The 19,006-nt window shown below is 69.2% G+C and carries 23 protein-coding genes; 19 read left to right on the top strand and 4 right to left on the bottom strand.

Annotated elements, in window-relative coordinates; genetic code table 11:
* The first annotated feature begins 45 nt into the window (after nucleotides 1-45).
* The 8 genes from ribD (at nucleotide 46) to EJ913_RS00530 (ending at nucleotide 8,170) form a co-directional block, all read left to right on the top strand.
* Nucleotides 46-1,152 carry a bifunctional diaminohydroxyphosphoribosylaminopyrimidine deaminase/5-amino-6-(5-phosphoribosylamino)uracil reductase RibD gene (gene ribD, locus EJ913_RS00565; RefSeq protein WP_244939196.1) on the top strand — a complete coding sequence of 369 codons (1,107 nt, stop codon included), beginning with the start codon at nucleotides 46-48 and terminating at the stop codon, nucleotides 1,150-1,152.
* 92 nt (nucleotides 1,153-1,244) lie between these two features.
* Nucleotides 1,245-1,832, top strand: coding sequence for a riboflavin synthase (locus tag EJ913_RS00560; protein ID WP_126993812.1), 588 nt, complete (start codon nucleotides 1,245-1,247; stop codon nucleotides 1,830-1,832).
* Entirely contained in the window at nucleotides 1,829-2,968 is a 1,140-nt protein-coding gene (ribB, locus tag EJ913_RS00555) for a 3,4-dihydroxy-2-butanone-4-phosphate synthase (RefSeq protein WP_126993810.1), read from the top strand. Before EJ913_RS00560 ends, ribB begins: the two co-directional genes overlap by 4 nt.
* 19 nt (nucleotides 2,969-2,987) lie before the next feature.
* The gene (locus EJ913_RS00550) at nucleotides 2,988-3,452 is read left to right on the top strand and encodes a 6,7-dimethyl-8-ribityllumazine synthase (RefSeq protein ID WP_126993808.1); all 465 of its coding nucleotides are present in this window, start codon (nucleotides 2,988-2,990) and stop codon (nucleotides 3,450-3,452) included.
* A 39-nt stretch (nucleotides 3,453-3,491) separates the two neighbouring features.
* Nucleotides 3,492-4,043, top strand: a complete 552-nt coding sequence (gene nusB, locus EJ913_RS00545; RefSeq protein ID WP_126993806.1) for a transcription antitermination factor NusB — start codon at nucleotides 3,492-3,494, stop codon at nucleotides 4,041-4,043.
* Nucleotides 4,044-4,352: 309 nt separating this feature from the next.
* Nucleotides 4,353-5,348 (top strand): thiamine-phosphate kinase, encoded by a 996-nt coding sequence (gene thiL, locus EJ913_RS00540; RefSeq protein ID WP_126993804.1) that lies wholly within the window; start codon nucleotides 4,353-4,355, stop codon nucleotides 5,346-5,348.
* A gap of 36 nt (nucleotides 5,349-5,384) precedes the next feature.
* Nucleotides 5,385-5,849 carry a hypothetical protein gene (locus EJ913_RS00535; protein ID WP_126993802.1) on the top strand — a complete coding sequence of 155 codons (465 nt, stop codon included), beginning with the start codon at nucleotides 5,385-5,387 and terminating at the stop codon, nucleotides 5,847-5,849.
* Between the two features lie 218 nt (nucleotides 5,850-6,067).
* Nucleotides 6,068-8,170 carry a sodium-translocating pyrophosphatase gene (locus EJ913_RS00530; RefSeq protein WP_126993800.1) on the top strand — a complete coding sequence of 701 codons (2,103 nt, stop codon included), beginning with the start codon at nucleotides 6,068-6,070 and terminating at the stop codon, nucleotides 8,168-8,170.
* A gap of 81 nt (nucleotides 8,171-8,251) precedes the next feature.
* Here the strand turns inward: EJ913_RS00530 and EJ913_RS00525 are convergent, their stop codons facing one another.
* Entirely contained in the window at nucleotides 8,252-8,737 is a 486-nt protein-coding gene (locus tag EJ913_RS00525; RefSeq protein WP_126993798.1) for an outer membrane protein assembly factor BamE, read from the bottom strand.
* 142 nt (nucleotides 8,738-8,879) lie between these two features.
* Between EJ913_RS00525 and EJ913_RS00520 the strand changes: the two genes are divergently transcribed.
* The 7 genes from EJ913_RS00520 to EJ913_RS00490 all read left to right on the top strand — a co-directional run bounded on the left by EJ913_RS00520 (nucleotide 8,880) and on the right by EJ913_RS00490 (nucleotide 13,571).
* Nucleotides 8,880-9,461 (top strand): ubiquinol-cytochrome C chaperone family protein, encoded by a 582-nt coding sequence (locus tag EJ913_RS00520; protein WP_126993796.1) that lies wholly within the window; start codon nucleotides 8,880-8,882, stop codon nucleotides 9,459-9,461.
* Nucleotides 9,462-9,568: 107 nt separating this feature from the next.
* Entirely contained in the window at nucleotides 9,569-10,153 is a 585-nt protein-coding gene (locus tag EJ913_RS00515) for a YceD family protein (RefSeq protein ID WP_126993794.1), read from the top strand.
* Nucleotides 10,154-10,294: 141 nt separating this feature from the next.
* Nucleotides 10,295-10,483, top strand: coding sequence for a 50S ribosomal protein L32 (gene rpmF, locus EJ913_RS00510; RefSeq protein WP_126993792.1), 189 nt, complete (start codon nucleotides 10,295-10,297; stop codon nucleotides 10,481-10,483).
* Between the two features lie 55 nt (nucleotides 10,484-10,538).
* The gene (plsX, locus tag EJ913_RS00505) at nucleotides 10,539-11,591 is read left to right on the top strand and encodes a phosphate acyltransferase PlsX (RefSeq protein ID WP_126993790.1); all 1,053 of its coding nucleotides are present in this window, start codon (nucleotides 10,539-10,541) and stop codon (nucleotides 11,589-11,591) included.
* A 3-nt stretch (nucleotides 11,592-11,594) separates the two neighbouring features.
* A complete protein-coding gene (locus tag EJ913_RS00500; RefSeq protein WP_126993788.1) occupies nucleotides 11,595-12,566 on the top strand; it encodes a beta-ketoacyl-ACP synthase III in 972 nt (323 codons plus the stop codon).
* A gap of 152 nt (nucleotides 12,567-12,718) precedes the next feature.
* Nucleotides 12,719-13,072, top strand: coding sequence for an integration host factor subunit alpha (locus EJ913_RS00495; RefSeq protein ID WP_126993786.1), 354 nt, complete (start codon nucleotides 12,719-12,721; stop codon nucleotides 13,070-13,072).
* 46 nt (nucleotides 13,073-13,118) lie between these two features.
* A complete protein-coding gene (locus EJ913_RS00490) occupies nucleotides 13,119-13,571 on the top strand; it encodes a MerR family transcriptional regulator (protein WP_126993784.1) in 453 nt (150 codons plus the stop codon).
* A 54-nt stretch (nucleotides 13,572-13,625) separates the two neighbouring features.
* Here EJ913_RS00490 and EJ913_RS00485 read toward each other — a convergent pair whose 3' ends face one another.
* The 3 genes from EJ913_RS00485 to EJ913_RS00475 form a co-directional block, all read right to left on the bottom strand.
* Nucleotides 13,626-13,841 carry a hypothetical protein gene (locus EJ913_RS00485; protein ID WP_126993781.1) on the bottom strand — a complete coding sequence of 72 codons (216 nt, stop codon included), beginning with the start codon at nucleotides 13,839-13,841 and terminating at the stop codon, nucleotides 13,626-13,628.
* Nucleotides 13,842-14,003: 162 nt separating this feature from the next.
* Complete coding sequence (locus EJ913_RS31445; protein ID WP_185909635.1) at nucleotides 14,004-15,110, bottom strand: hypothetical protein; 1,107 nt, start codon at nucleotides 15,108-15,110, stop codon at nucleotides 14,004-14,006.
* 10 nt (nucleotides 15,111-15,120) lie between these two features.
* Complete coding sequence (locus EJ913_RS00475; RefSeq protein ID WP_185909634.1) at nucleotides 15,121-15,543, bottom strand: ATP-binding protein; 423 nt, start codon at nucleotides 15,541-15,543, stop codon at nucleotides 15,121-15,123.
* Between the two features lie 283 nt (nucleotides 15,544-15,826).
* On the opposite strand from EJ913_RS00475, the gene EJ913_RS00470 reads away from it, so the two are divergent.
* The 4 genes from EJ913_RS00470 (at nucleotide 15,827) to EJ913_RS00455 (ending at nucleotide 18,908) form a co-directional block, all read left to right on the top strand.
* Nucleotides 15,827-16,618 carry a tetratricopeptide repeat protein gene (locus tag EJ913_RS00470; RefSeq protein WP_126993775.1) on the top strand — a complete coding sequence of 264 codons (792 nt, stop codon included), beginning with the start codon at nucleotides 15,827-15,829 and terminating at the stop codon, nucleotides 16,616-16,618.
* Nucleotides 16,619-16,712: 94 nt separating this feature from the next.
* Nucleotides 16,713-17,051, top strand: coding sequence for an STAS domain-containing protein (locus EJ913_RS00465; RefSeq protein WP_126993773.1), 339 nt, complete (start codon nucleotides 16,713-16,715; stop codon nucleotides 17,049-17,051).
* 28 nt (nucleotides 17,052-17,079) lie between these two features.
* Nucleotides 17,080-17,475, top strand: coding sequence for a response regulator (locus tag EJ913_RS00460; RefSeq protein WP_126993771.1), 396 nt, complete (start codon nucleotides 17,080-17,082; stop codon nucleotides 17,473-17,475).
* A 248-nt stretch (nucleotides 17,476-17,723) separates the two neighbouring features.
* Complete coding sequence (locus EJ913_RS00455) at nucleotides 17,724-18,908, top strand: BON domain-containing protein (RefSeq protein ID WP_126993769.1); 1,185 nt, start codon at nucleotides 17,724-17,726, stop codon at nucleotides 18,906-18,908.
* Nucleotides 18,909-19,006 lie beyond the last annotated feature (98 nt).

Here is a 19,006-nt window from a genome sequence, read left to right as displayed (position 1 = left end):
GTTAGGGAGGGGGCAGGATTTTCCCAACGCAACGGCCTTCCAGGTATGACCACCACCGACCTCCGCCACATGGACGCGGCCCTGTCCCTCGCCGCGCGGGGACTCGGACGCACTTGGCCCAACCCGGCGGTCGGCTGCGTGCTGGTCCGCGACGGCGCGGTCGTCGGCCGGGGCTGGACCCAGCCCGGCGGCCGTCCCCACGCGGAAACCGAGGCGCTGGCCCGCGCCGGAGCCCTGGCGGCGGGCGCCACCGCCTACGTCACGCTCGAACCCTGCAATCATTACGGCAAGACCGGACCGTGCAGCCTCGCATTGATTGAAGCGAAGGTCGCCCGCGTCGTCGTCGCCTGCCAGGATCCCGACCCCCGCGTCGCCGGCGGCGGTTTGAGGCGCCTGCGCGACGCCGGAATCGCCGTCGTCACCGGGGTTCGCGAGGCCGAGGCGCTGGCCCTCAACGAGGGTTTCTTCAACCGCATCCAGCACGCCCGTCCGCTGCTTACGCTGAAGCTGGCGACGACTCTGGATGGCCGCATCGCGACCCGCACCGGCGCGTCGCAATGGATCACCGGCCCCACGGCGCGGGCCTGGGGCCACCGGCTGCGGGCGACCCACGACGCCATCATGGTCGGCATCGGCACCGCGCTGGCCGACGATCCGGACCTGACCTGCCGCCTTCCGGGGCTGGAGGACCGCAGCCCGATCCGTGTCGTCGTGGACAGCGCCCTGCGCCTGCCCGTCGTGTCCAGGCTGGCGGCGACCGCCCGCGCGGTTCCGACCTGGGTCGTCACCCGCCCCGATCCCGATCCGGAAAAGGCCGCCGCGCTGGTCGCCGCCGGGGTGGAGATTGTCCCGGTGGCCGCCGACTCCACCGGCCGCCCCGCGCCCGTGGCACTGGCCGCCGCGCTCGCCGCGCGCGGCCTGACCCGCGTGCTGGTGGAGGGCGGCGCCACGCTGGCCGGCGCGCTGCTGGAGGCCGGTCTGGTGGACCGGCTGGAATGGTTCCGCGCCGCCTCGCTGATCGGCGGCGACGGGCTGCCCGCCGTGGCCGGCTTCGGCGTTGCGACACTCGACCGCATGGCGCGCTTCGACCGCACCGCCCTGCGCGTCGCCGGGGACGACGTGGCGGAAAGCTACCGGCGCCGCGCGCGCTGACGGTCCCGCTTTGCCCGGCGCAACAGTCCGTTGCGCGGGCGTTGCCGTCCTCCGCGCTTCCCCTCGGCGCGAAACCTGCTAAATTCGCGGCCATGTTCACCGGAATCATCACCGATGTCGGGCGCGTCCAGGCTGTTGAACGGCACGGCGACACCCGGTTCACCATCGCGACCGCCTTCGACACAGAGACGATCGCGATCGGGGCGTCCATCGCCCACAACGGCGTCTGCCTGACGGTCATCGAGACCGGCCCCGGCTGGTACGTCATCCAGGCCTCGGGCGAGACGCTGTCCAAGACGACGCTCGGCGGTTGGGAGGCCGGCACCCGGATCAACCTGGAGCGCGCCCTCAAGGTCGGCGACGAACTGGGCGGCCACATCGTGTCCGGCCACGTCGATGGCGTCGGCACGCTGGTGTCGCTGCGGCCCGAGGGCGAATCGGTGCGGCTGACCTTCGAGGCCCCGGAGAACCTCGCCAAATACATCGCCTCCAAGGGCTCGGTCGCCATCGACGGCGTGTCGCTGACCGTCAACGAGGTCGCCGGCAACCGCTTCGGCGTGAACATCATCCCGCACACCCAGACCGCGACCACCTTCGGGGGCTTGCGCGAGGGTGATTCGGTCAATCTGGAAATCGACATGCTGGCGCGCTACGTCGCCCGGCTCGCGGGGCAGGAATGACGTCCGAATTCCACAAATACCTGTCCACCGCCGAGGAAATCCTCGACGAGGCGCGCCAGGGCCGCATGTTCATCCTGGTCGACGACGAGGACCGCGAGAACGAGGGCGACCTTGTCATCCCGGCGTCCTGCGCGACTCCGGAGGCCGTCAACTTCATGGCCAAGCACGGGCGCGGCCTGATCTGCCTGACCATGGACCAGCCGAACATCGAGCGGCTGCGCCTGCCGCTGATGGCCCAGCAGAACGCGTCCCGTCACCAGACCGCCTTCACCGTCTCCATCGAGGCGCGCGAGGGGGTGACCACCGGCATCTCCGCCGCCGACCGCGCCCGGACCATCGAGGTCGCCATCGACCCGAACTCCGGCCCGCACGACATCGCGACGCCCGGCCACATCTTCCCGCTGCTGGCGCGCGACGGCGGCGTGCTGGTCCGCGCCGGCCACACCGAGGCGTCGGTCGACATCGCCCGGCTGTCCGGCCATTCCTCGGCCGCCGTGATCTGCGAGATCATGAACGACGACGGCACCATGGCCCGCCTGCCGGACCTCGTGCAGTTCGCCCAGTTCCACGGCTTGAAGGTCGGCACCATCGCCGACCTGATCGCCTACCGCCGCCGCACCGAGACCATCGTCGAGCAGCGCTTGGCCGGCACGCTGGACAGCCGCTTCGGCGGGCGTTTCCAGACCTATGTCTACACCAACAAGATCCACTACGCCGAACACATCGCGCTGGTGCGCGGCGACATCTCCGGCGACGAGCCGGTGCTGGTCCGCATGCACGCCCTGTCGGTGCTGGACGACGTGCTGGGCGACAAGAACTCCGGCCGCGCCGACGAGTTGCAGGCGTCGATGGAGCTGATCGCCAAGGAGAACCGCGGCGTCATCGTGCTGCTGCGCGAACCGCAGCCGAACGGCCTGTCCAGCGTGCTGAAGGCCCGGCTGGAAGGGCAGGCGAACAGCGCGCCGACCTTGCGCGACTACGGCGTCGGCGCGCAGATCCTCTTGGATCTGGGCGTGCGCTCAATGATCCTGCTGTCGAACCGCAAGAAGTCGATCGTCGGGCTGGAGGGCTACGGCCTGACCGTGGTCGGCCACCGCGCCATCGACGCGGCGCGCGGCGAGCAGGGCGACGACTGATGCACCGCCGCGCCGCCGGATGACCGACACGCCCCACATCATGGTCGTGGACGCCCGCGTCCACGAGGACATCGCCGAGGAGTTGGCGCGCGGCGCCGTGGCCGAACTGGACCGCGCCGGCGCCACCCACATCCGCTACGGCGTGCCCGGCTGTCTGGAGCTTCCGGCGGCGATTCTCTACGCCATCCGTTCGATGGACTTCTTCACGGCGCGCAAGCGGTTCGACGGCTACGTCGCGCTCGGCTGCGTGATCCGGGGGGAGACGACGCGCTATGACACCATCTGCGCGGAGAGCGCGCGGGGCCTCCAGGATCTGGCGCTGCGCTACGCGCTGGCCATCGGAAACGGCGTCCTCAACGTCGAGAGCCGCGAGCAGGCCTGGGTCCGCGCCACCGTCGGATCGAAGAACATGGGGGGGCAGGCGGCGCGGGCCTGCCTTGACATGATTGACCTGAAGCGCAAATTCCGCCTCTATCCGCGCTGATCCCAAGATTTCCTCTTTTTAGCGACTGCAAGACCGATCATGAGCAACGACGACGCGGCCCGCCGCGCGAAACCCAAGCGCGCCAACCGCAAGACCGGTGGCGGGTCCGCCAAGGCCCGGCGCAAGGCCGCCCGTCTGGGCGCCGTCCAGGCGCTGTACCAGATCGACCTGACCGGCACCCCCGTCGAGACCGTGGTCGGCGAGTTCGTCGCCCATCGTCTGGGCGAGGAGATCGATGGCGACAAGTTCGTGGCCGGCGACCCGCAGCTGTTCTCCGACATCGTGCGCGGCGCGGTCCACCGCCGGGCCGAGGTCGACAGCGTGCTGGGCGCGGCGCTCGACCCGCGCTTCCCCATCGAGCGGCTGGAACTGCTGCTGCGCGCCATCCTGCGCGCCGGGGCCTACGAGATCGCGGTCCATCTCGACACCCACCCGCGCATCCTGATCAGTGAGTATGTGGACATCGGCCACGCCTTCTTCGCGGGCCGAGAGCCGGCGATGGTGAACGGCGTGCTCGACCACGTCGCCCGTGCGCTGCGCGCCGACGATCTGGCCAAGCCCGACCCCTCCCGTGCCCAGCCCGAGGGGTGAATCCATGCCTCTCCCGCGCTCTCGCCTCTCCCCTCCGGGGAGAGGTCGGACGGCGCCAGCCGGCCGGGTGAGGGGGCGGACCCTCGCCTTCAAAGGCGATAAGAAGCCCTTCTCCCCTTGCGGGAGAAGGGTTGGGATGAGGGGTATTCCGCCTGAAAAGGCGGAAAGAACACGAATGTTTCCGGCCGGCTGGCGCCGGCTCCCCCTCACCCCAACCCCTCTCCCGCAAGGGGAGAGGGGCTTCTTAGCGCCTTTGGCCCTCTCCCCTGGGGGGAGAGGGAATGACGGCGTCCGGGGCGGAACCGCTCCATGACCAATCCCCCCCTGCTCGGCGAGTTCGGCCGCATCGCCCGCTTCTTCAAGCCGCTGGCCGCCGGTTTCGCCGGGGCGCGCGGTTTGCGGGACGACGCGGCCGTGTTCGCGGTGCCGGAGGGGCGCGAACTGGTCGTCACCACCGACGCCACGGTCGCGGGCGTGCATTTCTTCCCCGACGACGATCCCGGCGACATCGCCGCCAAGCTTCTGCGCACCAACCTGTCCGACCTTGCCGCCATGGGGGCGGAGCCGCTGGCCTACACGCTGGTCACCGCCCTGCCGCGCGGCGTCGGCGAGGAGTGGCTCGCCGGCTTCGCCGCCGGGCTGGGCGCGGACCAGGCGCGCTTCGGCATCGGGCTGGCCGGCGGCGACTCGGTGTCCACCGGCGGCCCGATCACCCTGTCGGTGACCGCCTTCGGTCTGGTGCCGGCCGGTCAAGCGCTGCCTCGCTGGGGCGGTCGTGTCGGCGACCGGCTGTTCGTGACCGGCAGCATCGGCGACGCCGCACTGGGCCTTCAAGTCGCCCTTGGCAAGCTCGACATTCCCGACGAGACCACCCGCGCGCATCTGCTGCGCCGTCTGCGCCGGCCCGACCCGCGCAGCGGCATCGGCCCGCGCTTGATCGGCGTGGCGAGCGGCGCGCTCGACGTGTCGGACGGTCTGGTCGCCGACCTCGGCCATCTCTGCGAGGAATCCGGCTGCGCCGCCGTGATCGAGGCGGAGCGGGTGCCGCTCTCCGAGGCGGCGCGGGGCGCCATCGACGGCGACGCCGCCCGGTTGGCCCTGGCGCTGACCGGCGGCGACGATTACGAACTGCTGTTCTCCGCCCCGGAGACGGCGCGCGCCGCCCTGGCGGATTTGGCGCGGGAGAGCGGCGTGCCGATCACCGAGATCGGCGTGTTGACGGAGGGTCCGCCCGGCGCCGTCACCGTTCTGGACGGGCAGGGGGTTCCGCTGGATCTTCCCCGCCGGGGCTGGGACCATTTCTGACGCCGCCGGCCCGGCGTTGCCGCTCGCCGCAGAAGGATGCCGCCCGTGGTCAAGGCCCTGATCGTCCTGGTGCTGGGCATCGTGCTGCTGGGGGGGGCCGGCTTCGGCGGCTGGACCCTCTACAACAAATACTACGTCCAGCATGACGAGACGCCGAAGAAGGTGGAGCCGCCGCCCAAGCCGCCCACCGGCTTCGTGCGCCTGGCCCCGCTGGTCGTTCCCGCGATCGGCGCCAACCGGGTTGAGCAGTTCGTCACCGTCGTCGTGACGGTCGAGGTGCTGCTGGAGAAGCAGCCGATGGCCCAGGCCAACATGACCCGCCTGACCGACGCCTTCCTGACCGCGATGTATGGCGGGGTCGCCGACAAGACGGTCCTCAACGGCGGGCTGATCAACATCCCCGCCGTCAAGGACAAGCTGGTCGAGGCCGGCAACAAGGTGCTGGGCGCCGGGGTGGTTCAGAACGTCCTGGTCCAGGCGGTGACCCAGCGCAATCTTTAGGGTGGTCCTTCACGTTATTGTGCGGCGCACTCGTGATGGCCCTATCCGAAAGTAAGCTATGACCTCGGCCAATTCGTCGCGCCCATAACGACATGGTGGTGGTTGCCAAGCCCGTAATCCTTGGGCATGCTTTTCCCTAGGAATACTTGCGCCCGACTTCTTCCCCATTTTCCGGAAGCAGGATTTCGCGGGCGAACCCATAAAAATCGGGGGATGCGATGGCTTTAGCGTTCATCGTCATCATTGCCAGCGGTCTGCTCGCGCTCGCCTATGGCTGGCGGGCCGGGAAGGAAGTCATGGCCGCGTCGCCGGGATCCGAGCGCATGCAGGCCATCGCCGCCGCGGTGCAGGAGGGCGCGCGCGCCTATCTGAACCGCCAATACTCCACCATCGCCGTGGCCGGCGTGGTTCTGCTGCTGATCCTGGGCTTCACGCTGGGGCTGCCGGTGGCCATCGGCTTCCTGATCGGGGCCGTGCTGTCGGGGGCGGCCGGCTACATCGGCATGAACGTGTCGGTGCGCGCCAACGTCCGCACCGCGCAGGCCGCGACCCAGGGGCTCGCCCCCGCGCTCGGCATCGCCTTCAAGTCCGGCGCGATCACCGGCATGCTGGTGGTGGGGTTGGGGATCCTGGGGGTCGGCGGCTATTTCGGCGTGCTCTCGCTCATCTACCGCGTCACCGACCCGGTGCAGGTCCGCACGGTGCTGGAGGCGCTGTTGGCGCTCAGCTTCGGGGCCTCGCTGATCTCGATCTTCGCGCGGCTCGGCGGTGGCATCTTCACCAAGGGGGCCGACGTCGGCGCCGATCTGGTCGGCAAGGTCGAGGCCGGCATCCCGGAGGACGACCCCCGCAACCCGGCGGTCATCGCCGACAATGTGGGGGACAACGTCGGCGACTGCGCCGGCATGGCCGCCGACCTGTTCGAGACCTACGCCGTCACCATCGTCGCCACCATGCTGCTGGCGGCGATTTTCTTTTCCGGGGAAACGGTGCGTCTGCTGCTGGTCTACCCGCTGCTGATCGGCGCGGTGTGCATCGCGGCCTCGGTCGCCGGCACCTTCGCGGTCAAGCTGGGCGCCGACAACAACATCATGAACGCGCTCTACAAGGGGCTGGCCGTGGCGGCGGGGTTGTCGCTGCTGCTGATCCTGATCGTCACCGCCGTGATGTTCGGCTTCAACCGCGCCATCGTGATGACCAGCGGGGCCTCGGTCACCGGGCTGAACCTGTTCGTCTCCTCGCTGGTCGGGCTCGGCGTCACCGGGCTGCTGGTGTGGATCACCGAGTTCTACACCTCCACCGCCTTCCGGCCGGTGCGCAGCATCGCCAAGGCGTCGGAGACCGGGCACGGCACCAACGTCATACAGGGGCTGGCGGTGTCGATGGAATCGACGGCGCTGCCGGTGCTGGTGATCTGCGCCGGCATCCTGATCGCCCATGGGCAGGCGGGCGTCTTCGGCATCGGCATCGCCGCGACGACGATGCTGGCGCTGGCCGGCATGGTGGTGGCGCTCGACGCCTACGGGCCGGTGACCGACAACGCCGGCGGCATCGCCGAGATGGCCGACATGCCCAAGGACGTCCGCGTCACCACCGACGCGCTGGACGCCGTCGGCAACACCACCAAGGCGGTGACCAAGGGCTACGCCATCGGCTCGGCCGGGCTGGCGGCGCTGGTGCTGTTCGCGGCCTACGTCCAGGACCTCGGCCACTACTTCCCGAACGTGGCCGTGACGTTCACGCTGGATGATCCCTATGTGGTCGTCGGGCTGCTGGTCGGCGGGCTGCTGCCCTATCTGTTCGGCTCGATGGGGATGACCGCCGTGGGCCGGGCCGCCGGCTCGGTGGTGGTCGAGGTGCGGCGCCAGTTCCGCGAGATCCCCGGCATCATGGAGGGCACCGCCAAGCCCGATTACGGCCGGGCGGTCGACATGCTGACCAAGGCGGCGATCCGCGAGATGGTGATCCCGTCGCTGCTGCCGGTGCTGGCTCCGGTGGTGCTGTATCTGGTGATCGCCGCCATCGGCGGTCGGGCGGCGGGATTCGCGGCGCTGGGGGCGATGCTGCTCGGCACCATCGTCACCGGCATCTTCGTGGCGATCTCGATGACGTCGGGCGGCGGCGCCTGGGACAACGCCAAGAAGTACATCGAGGAGGGCAACCATGGCGGCAAGGGATCCGACGCGCACAAGGCGGCGGTCACCGGCGACACGGTCGGCGACCCTTACAAGGACACCGCCGGCCCGGCGGTGAACCCGATGATCAAGATCACCAACATCGTGGCGATCCTGCTGCTGGCGATCCTGGCGCAGTTCGCGTAGGCGGGCCGGGAGCGGGCAAAGAAAAAGGGCGGGACCGATCCGGTTCCCGCCCTTTTCGCGTTCGGCCGAAGACGACGGCCCTTACGAGCCCGGCCCCTTGCCCTTGGTGTCCTTGGCGGAGAAGCGGCCGACGTTGCCCATCATCTGCTCCAGGAAGCTCATCTCGCGCCCGGCGGTGGGGGTGCTGCGGTCGACCATCTCAATGTCCTGGCCGTTGCTCTTGTCGAGCTTCTTGATCTCGCGGACCGTGCCGGCGTCGTCGAAGCGGACGATCACGACGCGGCGCTCGACGACCTCCGGCTGGAAGAAGGCGGTCTTCTCCGTCTTCTGTCCGATGTAGTACCAGACGTTCGGGTCGAAGGTACCAACCGAGGTCGGCGTGCCGAGAACGGCGGCGACGTCGTCGCGCCGGCTCTGGCCCGGCTGAAGCTCGGCGACGAGTTCGGGGTCCGTCAGGTTGCCGCGCGTGGCGACGGTCGGCGCGCAGCCGGACGCCGCGAGGCCGGGAAGAACGACGGCGCCGAACAGGGCGGCGGTGCGGAGCGCGGAAGGAATCGATCTCGTCATGGTGCTCAGGCTATGATGGAGCCGGAGAAGAGGGACGAGAGCGCTTCGGCTGTGCTTCGTACCGCTTCAACAGTGCGGAACAATCGCATCGGGGCCTTCGTCCTGTCAACGGGACTCCGAGTCTGAAGAGAGTGACCTTTCCGTGTCAGAGAGTCTTCTGGGCCGCCTGTTCGGCCGGTTTTCCGGCGACCGTCGCGGCGCCCGCGTCGCTGGACTGTTCACCGCCATCGTGGAGCGGGGCCGCGCGCCGGTCTTCTACCGCGACCTTGGCGTGCCCGACACGCTGGACGGGCGGTTCGAGATGGTGGCGCTGCACGCCTTCCTGGTCATGCGCCGGCTGAAGGGGCAGGGCGCGGAGGCCGGATCGCTATCGCGCCGGCTCTACGAGACGATGATCGACAATTTCGAGAAGTCGCTGATGGAGATGGGCGTCGGCGACACCGGCATCGGCCGCCGGGTGAAGACGATGGCGCGCGGCATGGCCGGCCGCATCCGCGCCTACGACGAGGCGCTGGCCGATTCCGACGAACGCCGCCTGGAGGTCGCGCTCGACAACAACGTCTACGGCACGGTGGTCGCGGGTGTCGATCCGGCGGCGCTGGTGGCGTTGGCCGCCTATGTGCGGGCTTGCGTCGCGACGCTCGACGGGCAGGCGCTGGAGGCGCTGATGGAGGGACAGCCGGACTTCGCGGCGCTTCCGAACGGCGAAACGCGGAACGGGTGAACGCGGACTCTTGCCTTTTGGCCCGTTCGGTTGCATCTGACTCGATGCACGGACGATGACCGCCTCGGCGGCCGCGACTCCGTGGATTTTCTTGAGGACGACTTGTCATGACCGACCACAGCGGCTCTATGCCCGCGCCGGAATTCTCGCGCTTCGTCAGCGCCGAGGCGGTGCGCCGCGCCGACCTGACCGAGACCATCGAGGCGACCGAATCGGAGCGCCAAAAGCTCGCCGAACGGCTGGAACTGGAGTCGATCGCCAGCCTGACCGCCACGGTCCGCCTGCGCGCCGTGCGCGGCGGCCAGATGATCCGTGTTTCGGGCAAGCTGGTGGCCGAGGTGGTGCAGACCTGCGTCGTCTCGCTCGATCCCGTCCCCGCCCATGTCGAGGAGAGCTTCGAGGCGCTGTTCGCCCCGGAGGCCTTGATCGAGGATCCCGGCGAGGAGATCGAGATCGACCCCTACGAATCCGACGAGGATTCGCCGGAGCCGATGCTGAACAACCGCATCGACATCGGTGAACTGACGGCCCAGCACCTGTCGCTGGGGCTGGACCCGTACCCGCGCGCTGAAACCGCCGCCTTCGAAGGCTACGACGAGGCCGACGAGGAAGTCGGCGCGGCCGCCGAACCGGAGGAGCCGCAGAAACCGAACCCTTTCGCGGTGCTGGAGCGTCTGAAGTCCCGTCAATGATTCCCTCCCGCAGGGTGGAATTCATGGTGGACGGACGGTTTGTTCGGGCTTGCCCTTCGGGGACAATTGCCTTATTGAATGCCGCTCGCGTCGGGCGGCCCCTGTTCGGGCCGCCTTTTACAATCAAGAGAGTTCACGGTCATGGCTGTTCCGAAGAAGAAGACCTCCAAGTCGCGGCGCAACATGCGTCGTTCGCACCACGCTCTGCCGACCTCGGCCTACAACGAGTGCCCGAGCTGCGGCGAGCTGAAGCGTCCGCACAACATCTGCGGGTCTTGCGGCCAGTACGACAAGCGCGAAGTGATCCAGAGCGGCACCGCGACCGCTTGATCCGCGCCGCTTTGTTCCGGGACGCACGCCGTCCTAGCCGGGGAGCCTGTTCGCGGTGAGCCAGCGCCTGACCATTGCCTTGGACGCCATGGGTGGGGACCTCGGTCCCGACATGGTGATCGCGGGGGCGGACATCGCGCGGGAACGTCATCCCGATGTGCGTTTCCTGCTGTACGGCGACTCCCAGCGCATCGAGCCGTTGCTGAACCAGCGGCCGGCGCTGAAGGCCGTGGCGGAGATCCGCCACACGCCCGACGCCGTGGCCGGCGACGCCAAGCCGGCGATCGCCCTGCGTGCCGGACGCCAGTCCAGCATGCGGCTCGCCATCGACGCGGTGGCGGCGGGGGAGGCGGCCTGCGTCGTCTCGGCCGGCAACACCGGCGCCCTGATGGCGATGGCGAAGTTCGTGCTGAAGACGCTGCCGGGCATCGACCGGCCGGCGATCGCGTCGTTCTTCCCGACCCAGCGCGGCGAGTGCATCATGCTGGATCTCGGCGCCAACGCCGAGTGCCAGGCGGAGAATCTCGTCCAATTCGCGGTGATGGGCGCCGTCTTCGCCCGCGCCGTCCTGGGCCTGCCCGAACCGACCATCGGTGTGCTGAACATCGGGTCGGAGGACATGAAGGGCAACGAGGTTGTGCGCGCCGCGGCGGCCAGCCTGCGCGTGATGCCGCTGCCCGGCCGATTCCACGGCTTCGTCGAGGGCAACGACATCGGTCTCGGCACCGTGGACGTCATCGTCACCGACGGCTTCACCGGCAACATCGCCCTGAAGACCGCCGAGGGCACGGCCAAGCTGTTCGCCGAGTTCCTGCGCCGGACCTTCGAGTCGTCGTTGCTGGCGCGGATCGGCTATCTGCTGGCGCGCGGGGCGTTCAAGCGCTTCAAGCAGCGGATCGACCCGCGCCGTTACAACGGCGCGATGTTCCTGGGCCTGCGCGGCATCTGCGTGAAGAGCCATGGCGGCACCGACGCCGTCGGCTTCGCCAACGCCGTCGCCGTCGCGATCAATCTGGCGGCCCAGGGTTTCAATGAGCGGATCAAGGAAGAGATGAGCCGCGTCGCCGACGTGCCCCCTCTTCCCGACAGCAAGGCGGCGGCGGGCTGAATGATGGTCAAGCGTTCCCGGGTTCTGGGCTGCGGCACCTATTTGCCGGCCAACGTCGTCACCAACCGTGACCTGGAACAGCGGGTGGACACCACCGACGAGTGGATCGTCCAGCGCACCGGCATCCTGTCGCGCCACATCGCGGCCGAGGGCGAGAAGACCTCCGACCTCGCCATCGCCGCCGCGACCCGCGCGCTGGAGCACGCCGGGGTCCCGGCGTCGAGCATCGACTGCATCATCCTGGCGACCACCTCGCCCGACAACACCTTCCCGGCCACGGCGACCAAGGTGCAGGCGGCGCTGGGGACCACCGGTTTCGCGATGGACATCCAGGCGGTCTGCGCCGGCTTCGTCTACGCCCTGTCCGTCGCCGACAACTTCATCCGCTGCGGCCAAGCGAAGCGCGCCCTGGTGATCGGGGCCGAGACCTTCTCCCGCCTGCTCGACTGGAACGACCGCACCACCTGCGTGCTGTTCGGCGACGGTGCCGGGGCGGTGGTGCTGGAAGGCTACGACGCCAAGGGCGACTCGGGCGACCGGGGCGTGCTGTCCACCCACCTGCATTCTGATGGCAACCAGTACGACCTGCTCTACGTCGACGGCGGCGCGTCCTCCACCGGCACCATCGGCCATGTCCGCATGCAGGGGCAGGAGATCTTCCGCCACGCCGTCAGCAAGCTGTCGGCGGTGGTGGAGGAGGCGCTGGCCGCCAACGGGCTGGAGCCGTCCGACATCGACTGGATGGTGCCGCACCAGGCGAACCGCCGCATCATCGACGGGCTGGCCCGCAAGATGAAGCTGGCCCCGGAAAAGGTCGTGCTGACCGTCGACCATCACGGCAACACCTCGGCCGCCTCGATCCCACTGGCGCTGGGCGAGGCCGTCGCCGACGGCCGGGTCAAGCGCGGCGACCTGATCCTGATGGAGGCCATCGGCGGCGGGCTGACCTGGGGCTCGGCGCTGATTCGCTGGTGACGGCGGCACCGGGAACATACGCTCCCGGATTGACGCAGTGCGGCAGGCTTAAGGCCGCCGTCAGCCGATAAGGCTACGCCAAGCTTTTGAATTGACGGACCTTCTTCGACCGGATTACCGTCTTCCCAACGGGTGCGGGGGGAAGACGAATCATGACTCAGAACACGGTCACGCGCGCGCAGCTCAGCGAAGCCGTCTATCAGGAGGTCGGTCTGTCGCGCAACGAATCCGCCGATCTGGTGGAAACCGTTCTCGATGAGATCTCCGACGCCCTGGCGCGCGGGGAGATGGTGAAGATCTCCTCCTTCGGCAGTTTCCAGGTCCGCAAGAAGGGCGAGCGCATCGGCCGCAACCCCAAGACCGGGGAGGAAGTGCCGATCCTGCCGCGCCGCGTTCTGGTCTTCCGCGCCAGCCATGTGCTGAAGAACCGCATCAACGAAATCCAGGACGCCGTGGACGCGGCCCAGCAGCAGCCCCCGGCCCAGCAAGCCCGCGCGGCGTCCTGACCGGAATGCGGCGCCGCGTTCGTGACGTGCCCATGACGTCCGCGCCATGAAATCCGCCACGGCGTTCCGCACGATCAGCGAGGTGTCCGCCGAGCTGAACGTGCCGCAGCACGTCCTCCGCTTCTGGGAAACCAAGTTCCCGCAAATCCGTCCGTTGAAACGGGGCGGCGGGCGCCGTTACTACCGGCCGGAAGACGTCGAGCTTCTGCGCCGCATCCAGGCGCTGCTCTACGAGGAGCGCTACACCATCAAGGGTGTCCAGCGCCTGTTGAAGGAAGGCCGCACGGCCGACCCGACTCCGCCTTTGCCCGAGGACGCCGACGACGAGGACACCCCGCCCGCCGACGATCTGATGGCGGCCCACACGATGGCGGATGGCGGTGAACCGACGGCGCTTCCCGGCGATCTGCGCCACGAGATCGCGATGGTGCTGGACGAGTTGAAAGCCCTGCGCGGCGTGTTGTCGCGCCTGTCTGGACAGAACGGCAGGAAAGGCTGACAGTCCGCTATGCGGAAAACAGGCGGAGGGACGGAAACGCGGGGGGCTTGAGCCTCAGCGCAGCTCGATCCCGGCCTGTCTGAAGGTGCGGGTGAGGGCGGCGATCACGCCGGGATCGACGTCGCCCGTGCCATAGTCGAAGTTGATCACCGCGTACCAGGGTACGCCGGCCTTGCTCGCCAGCATCCGCGTCGACCAGCCAAGGCGCAAGCGTGCCGCTTGGCACTGCGTCCCGGTCATGCGCATCGACTCCACAGCCCTGTTCACCATTGGGCATCGTCCTCGCCCGTCATTGGGCATCGTCATAGACAAGAATGCAGAAAGACGCATCCTTTGTCATGCAACGGATTGCTGCAACTTTGCGTCCCAGCCACGAACAATCGGAATGGTTTCGGGGATGCATCGAAAACGGGCAAAAAACGCGGGATCCGCTCAATCGGCCGCCAGGGCGCTGGGCCCGATCGCCGTCAGCAGACGCGCCAAGGCGCGGGCCTGGGTCTCCAGCGGGTGGGGGCCGGCCCCGGCGGGGAAGGGCGGCGCCTTTTCCATTTCCGTCTTGAAACGTTCGGCGATGGCGGGGACGCAGCGGCGCAGGGCGCGGTCCAGGGTGTCGAACGGCGCCGGGCGGGCGGTGCCGAGCCGATCGGCCAACTGGTGCAGGAAACGCATCTGCTCCAGCGCGGACGCCGCCAACTCCGGCGTCACGTCGGGCCTCCCGACCGATTTGAGCGCGATCCGGGCCAGCATCTCCGCCAGATCGACCAAGGCGCCGCCGAAGCCATGGAGCGCCGTCTCGTCATCGGGCGTCACGAAATGGGTGCGCTCCTCCTCGCGGTCCTTCAGCGCGTCGAGCAGGCGGGCGGCGACGGTCAGCAGATTGTCCACCTGCGAGATCACGGCGAGGTTGTCGTAGAGCGCCAGCAGGTCCGGCTTGCCGACGAAGGCGCGGATCGTCGTGGCCGACCGGCTCAGCGTCAGGCGGCTCAGGCGGCGGCCGTGGTTGGACAGCGCCGTCAGGGCGGATCGCTGGCCGAGAATTTCCAGAACCCAGCGCACCCCCTCGATTCGCAGCACATCCAGTGAGATGGTGCGCAGGTCGGGAAAATCCGGGGCCTCCAGCAGCCCTTGCAGGTGGTCGGTGGAACGGCGGGCCCGGTCGGCCAGGACCAGGGCGGTCCGCTCCAACCGGTCGCGCAGGACGGTCCGATTGGCGCCATGGCGCCGGGCCAGCGCGGCCAGCGCCTCCGCCGTGGTCACCGCGTCCGGCGCTCCGGCGGCGCCTGGGTCGGCGACCACGGCCAGAAGATGGCCGCACAGGGTCGGGAAGCCGAGCTCCAGCCCATCGCCGAACTGCGTCCACAAATGGTCGCGCACGTCGGCGGGGGCGTAGAGGGCCAGCACCTCCAGGGGCAGGGCGGGTTCCCGGCCGCGCGGCAGGCCCACCGCCATGGCCTGGGCGCGCAGGATAGCGGCGTCTCCGGCGGTGGCGGCGCGGTCGATGCCGCGCGCGAGGCCGGCGAGCGCGCTCAGGTCGGTCATGCTGTGGCGATCATGGGGTCAGGGCCTTGGCCAGTTGGATGCGGTTGCGGCCGCCCTCGCGGCGGTAGGCGACCCGGTCCATGCTCTCCTTGACCAGGAACACGCCGAGGCCGCCGGGCCGCCGCTGTTCGATGTCGTCGCTGAGGATGGGCGGGGGGGCGTCGGCGAAGGGGTTGAAGGGGATGCCGTCGTCTTCCAACTCGGCCCGGACCTCGGTCTCGTCCGATTCCAGACGGATGTGGACCAAATGGCGGCTGGCGTCGGCGTAGCCGTGGCGAATCGAGTTGGTGAACAGCTCGTCGAGGCAGAGGGTCAGCGTGAAGGTCAGCTCCGGCGGCAGGGCGTTGCGTTCGACGAAGTCGTCGATGGCGGTGGCCAACCGCTCCAACTCGCTCAGGTCGTTGATCAGGACCAGTTCGAGCCGATCACCCATCCTTCGGCATCCTCCGTTTTGCCCCAATCGGCTGTGCCAATCGGCCGTGTATGATCGAGGGCAGGAATGAGTGGGGCACGCACCGATGGTCATCATCGCGCAAACGGAGCACAGTGACAAACACTGGACCGTGGCCGGGGGCGATTGAACGGCAATCGGAAGCGCGACAGACTCGAAACCTCTCCCCGTACAGGGCCGGGATGGCCGCAATGGGGAATGAGCGGGCGGATGAGGTGTTCACGTCGGTAAGCGACGAGGCGGAACAACAGGAAAGGCACGGGCCATGCCGACTCTCTGGACACGGATGAGGGCCGAACTGGGGGACACCGACGCGCAATACGCGCTGGCCGAGACCCTCCGCGTCGCCGATGTCGTCGCGGCGGTGCCGTGGTACCGGCGCGCGGCGCGCGGCGGCCATGTCGCGGCGGGGACGATGCTGGCCTTCCTGCTCGCCAACGGAATCGGGGTGGCCGCCAACCCACGCGCCGCCATCGTCTGGTACCGCCGCGCCGCGTCGCAGGGCGACGTCGGCGCCCTGAACAACCTCGGCTACATGTACGAACAGGGCGCCGGGGTGCCGCGCGACTCCGCCAAGGCGGCGCAATGGTACCGGCTGGCGGCGTTGCAGGGATCGGCCACCGCCCAGGTGAACCTCGCCCTGCTTCTGCTCGACGGCCGGGGCGTGGAGCGCGACGAGGCGGAGGCGGTGCGCTGGCTGGGCGAGGCCGCGATGCGCGACCACCCCGCCGCCCAGTTCCGCCTGGGCCTCTGCCTGCGCGAAGGGGTGGGCACGGACCGCGACCCGGTTCTGGCGGAGCGCTGGCTCCGCGTCGCCGCCGAGCATGGCGACCGCGACGCCCAGGCCGCGCTGAGCGACCCGCGCCGGCCGGCGGGCGGCGCGTCGCCGGGGCGGCCCGTGCCGACGGCTCCGGAAGCGCCGTCCCCGGATGGTCCGGAGGCGGACGGGACCGGTCCGGAGGATTGGGACTCGGGCTGGCCGCTCTCCGCCGATGCCCCGCCTTTCCCGCTGGATCCGCCCCCGGTGCGGGACCGGACGCCGCCATCCCTGCGATGAGGGAGAACGGGGTTTCCGTTCCGCCGCGTCTAGGGCTTCGCCGCTGCCCGTGATATAGATGAGGGAACAAAGCGTTCCGTTGCGAGGGCAGGGCATGAACATCACTGAAGAAGCGGTCAACGGCGTCACCGTTCTGCGGACCGAGGGCCGGATCGACAGCGGCAACGCGTCGGAATTCGAGGGCCATCTGGTCAAGGCGGTCGGCGGCGGCGCCAACCGGCTGGTCGTGGACATGGCACAGCTCGCCTACATCAGCTCGGCCGGTTTGCGTTCGCTGCTGATCGCGGCGAAGAAGGCGCGGCCGGCGGGCGGGCGCATCGCCCTGTCGGCGATGGCCCCGCACATCCGCGAGGTCTTCGACCTCAGCGGCTTCTCGTCGCTCTTCGAAATCCATGGCGACGCCGGGGCGGCGGTCGCGGCGCTCGGCGGGTAAACGGCACATCCACCGGCGGAGGGCGCGCATGCCGACACCTCAGCGGACCATCCTGCTGGTCGAGGACACTCCTGTCATCCGCATGGCGCTGAGCGGCTATCTGGAGAGCCAGGGCTTCGCGGTGATCGAGGCGGAAAACGGTCGCGCGGCCGTCCGCGTGCTCGACCGGCGCAGCGTCGATCTGATCGTCACCGACGTGCTGATGCCGGAAATGGACGGCATCGAACTGATCAAGGCGGTGCGCACCGACCACCCCGAGGTGAAAATCCTGGCGATGTCCGGGGGCGCGCCGGGGCTTCCCGCCGGCTTCCTCCTGAAGATGACCCAGATGTTCCAAGCCGACGCCGTGCTCTACAAACCGTTCCGCAACGAGGAACTGGTGACGACGGTGTCGGCGTTGTTGAGCGAAACGCCGATTGATTGAGCAACGGCGGTATTCTGCATAAGAAAAAGGCTGCTGAAAAGAAAGGCTCCGGCGCGCAAACGCCGGAGCCTCAAGTCATGCGTGGAACCAACCGCCATAATCCAAGCAATCCTTGTGCCATGATGAGGTGGCCTTTTCGCTGCCGGAAAATTTGGGAACGCGTTCGGACCTCTTCTGTTGATCGATACCATCGGCGGCGCGCACGGAACGGCACCGTCGGATCGAAAAATCGAAGGGAGCCAACCACCATGGCGCAGAACGAATACCGCGGGCGCAACGAGACCCGCGATTGGGGCCACGACTGGCGCAACGAGGATTGGCGCAACGACGACCATCGCTGGCGCGGCGAAGGCCGCCGCTTCGGCGGGGACGACCGCGACGATTACCGTGCGGGCGACTACCATTCGGGCGATCGCGGCGGCGTCGAGCGCGGCGGGCCGGAATGGCAGGGCGGCCGCGAGGTCTATCGCGGCCAGCCGGGCAGCGAATCGGGCCGCTACGGCCGCGACGCCTACGGCCACGACACCGCCCGCGAATCGGAGCGGTCTTATGGCCGCACCTTCGGCGGGGGGCGTGACGAAAGCCGCTCCGACTTCGGCGGGTATGGCGGCGGCTATGGCGGACGCTCCGGGTCGAGCGGTTATGGGGGCTACAGCGGTGGCGGTTCCGGCGGTACCGGGCGTGACGAGCGCGGTTACCGCGATGCCGGCGCCGATTACAGCCGCGGCTACGGAGCCGGCTATGGCGAGCGCGACCTCGGCCGGAACCCGCAGCCGTACAGCCGCGATTACAGCGGGGATGTGGCGGGCCGCAGCTACGGTCCCTACACCTCTCCCGAGCGCAATTACGGCGTTCAGGAAGGGCGCGACCGTTACGACCCGCGCCGTGGCCGGGTCGAGGAACGCGGTTTCTGGGAGCAGGCCGGCGACGAGGTCGCGTCCTGGTTCGGCGATGACGACGCTCAGCGCCGCCGCCACCAGGATGAACAGCGCGCCTCGCAGAATCGTGGACGCGGCCCGCGCGGCTACAGCCGCTCCGACGACCGGGTGCGCGAGGACATCAACGACCGTCTGACCGACGACGCCTACATCGACGCGTCGGAGATCGACGTGGCGGTCAGCAAGGGCGAGGTCACGCTGTCGGGCACCGTCACCCACCGCTCGGCCAAGCGCCGGGCGGAGGACATCGCCGAGGCGATCTCGGGCGTGACCCATGTGCAGAACAACCTGCGGGTCCGTCAGGACGCCGGCGGCTTCGGCGCCAGCAGCACTGGGGCTGGCGCCTCGGCGATGGCCGGGGCCGGCGGCACCAACCCGACGAACACGCTGGCCGGCGCCAACACGCTGGGCGGCACCACCGGGGGGGCGGCGGCCAGCACGGCGGGCACCGGGTCCTCGGTCGGCACGACCACGGGCACCGTGCGTCGGAGCTGACAGGACGGAAACGGGTGAGGTGGCTGCGGTTGCCCCCTCCCTAACCCTCCCCCGCCTCCAGCGGGAGAGGGAACTCCGCCGAATGCCGACAAGCGTCC

Origin of the sequence: Azospirillum doebereinerae, assembly GCF_003989665.1 — a bacterium.
Classification (GTDB): Bacteria; Pseudomonadota; Alphaproteobacteria; order Azospirillales; family Azospirillaceae; genus Azospirillum; species Azospirillum doebereinerae.
This window is presented reverse-complemented; position numbering and strand designations above follow the sequence as displayed.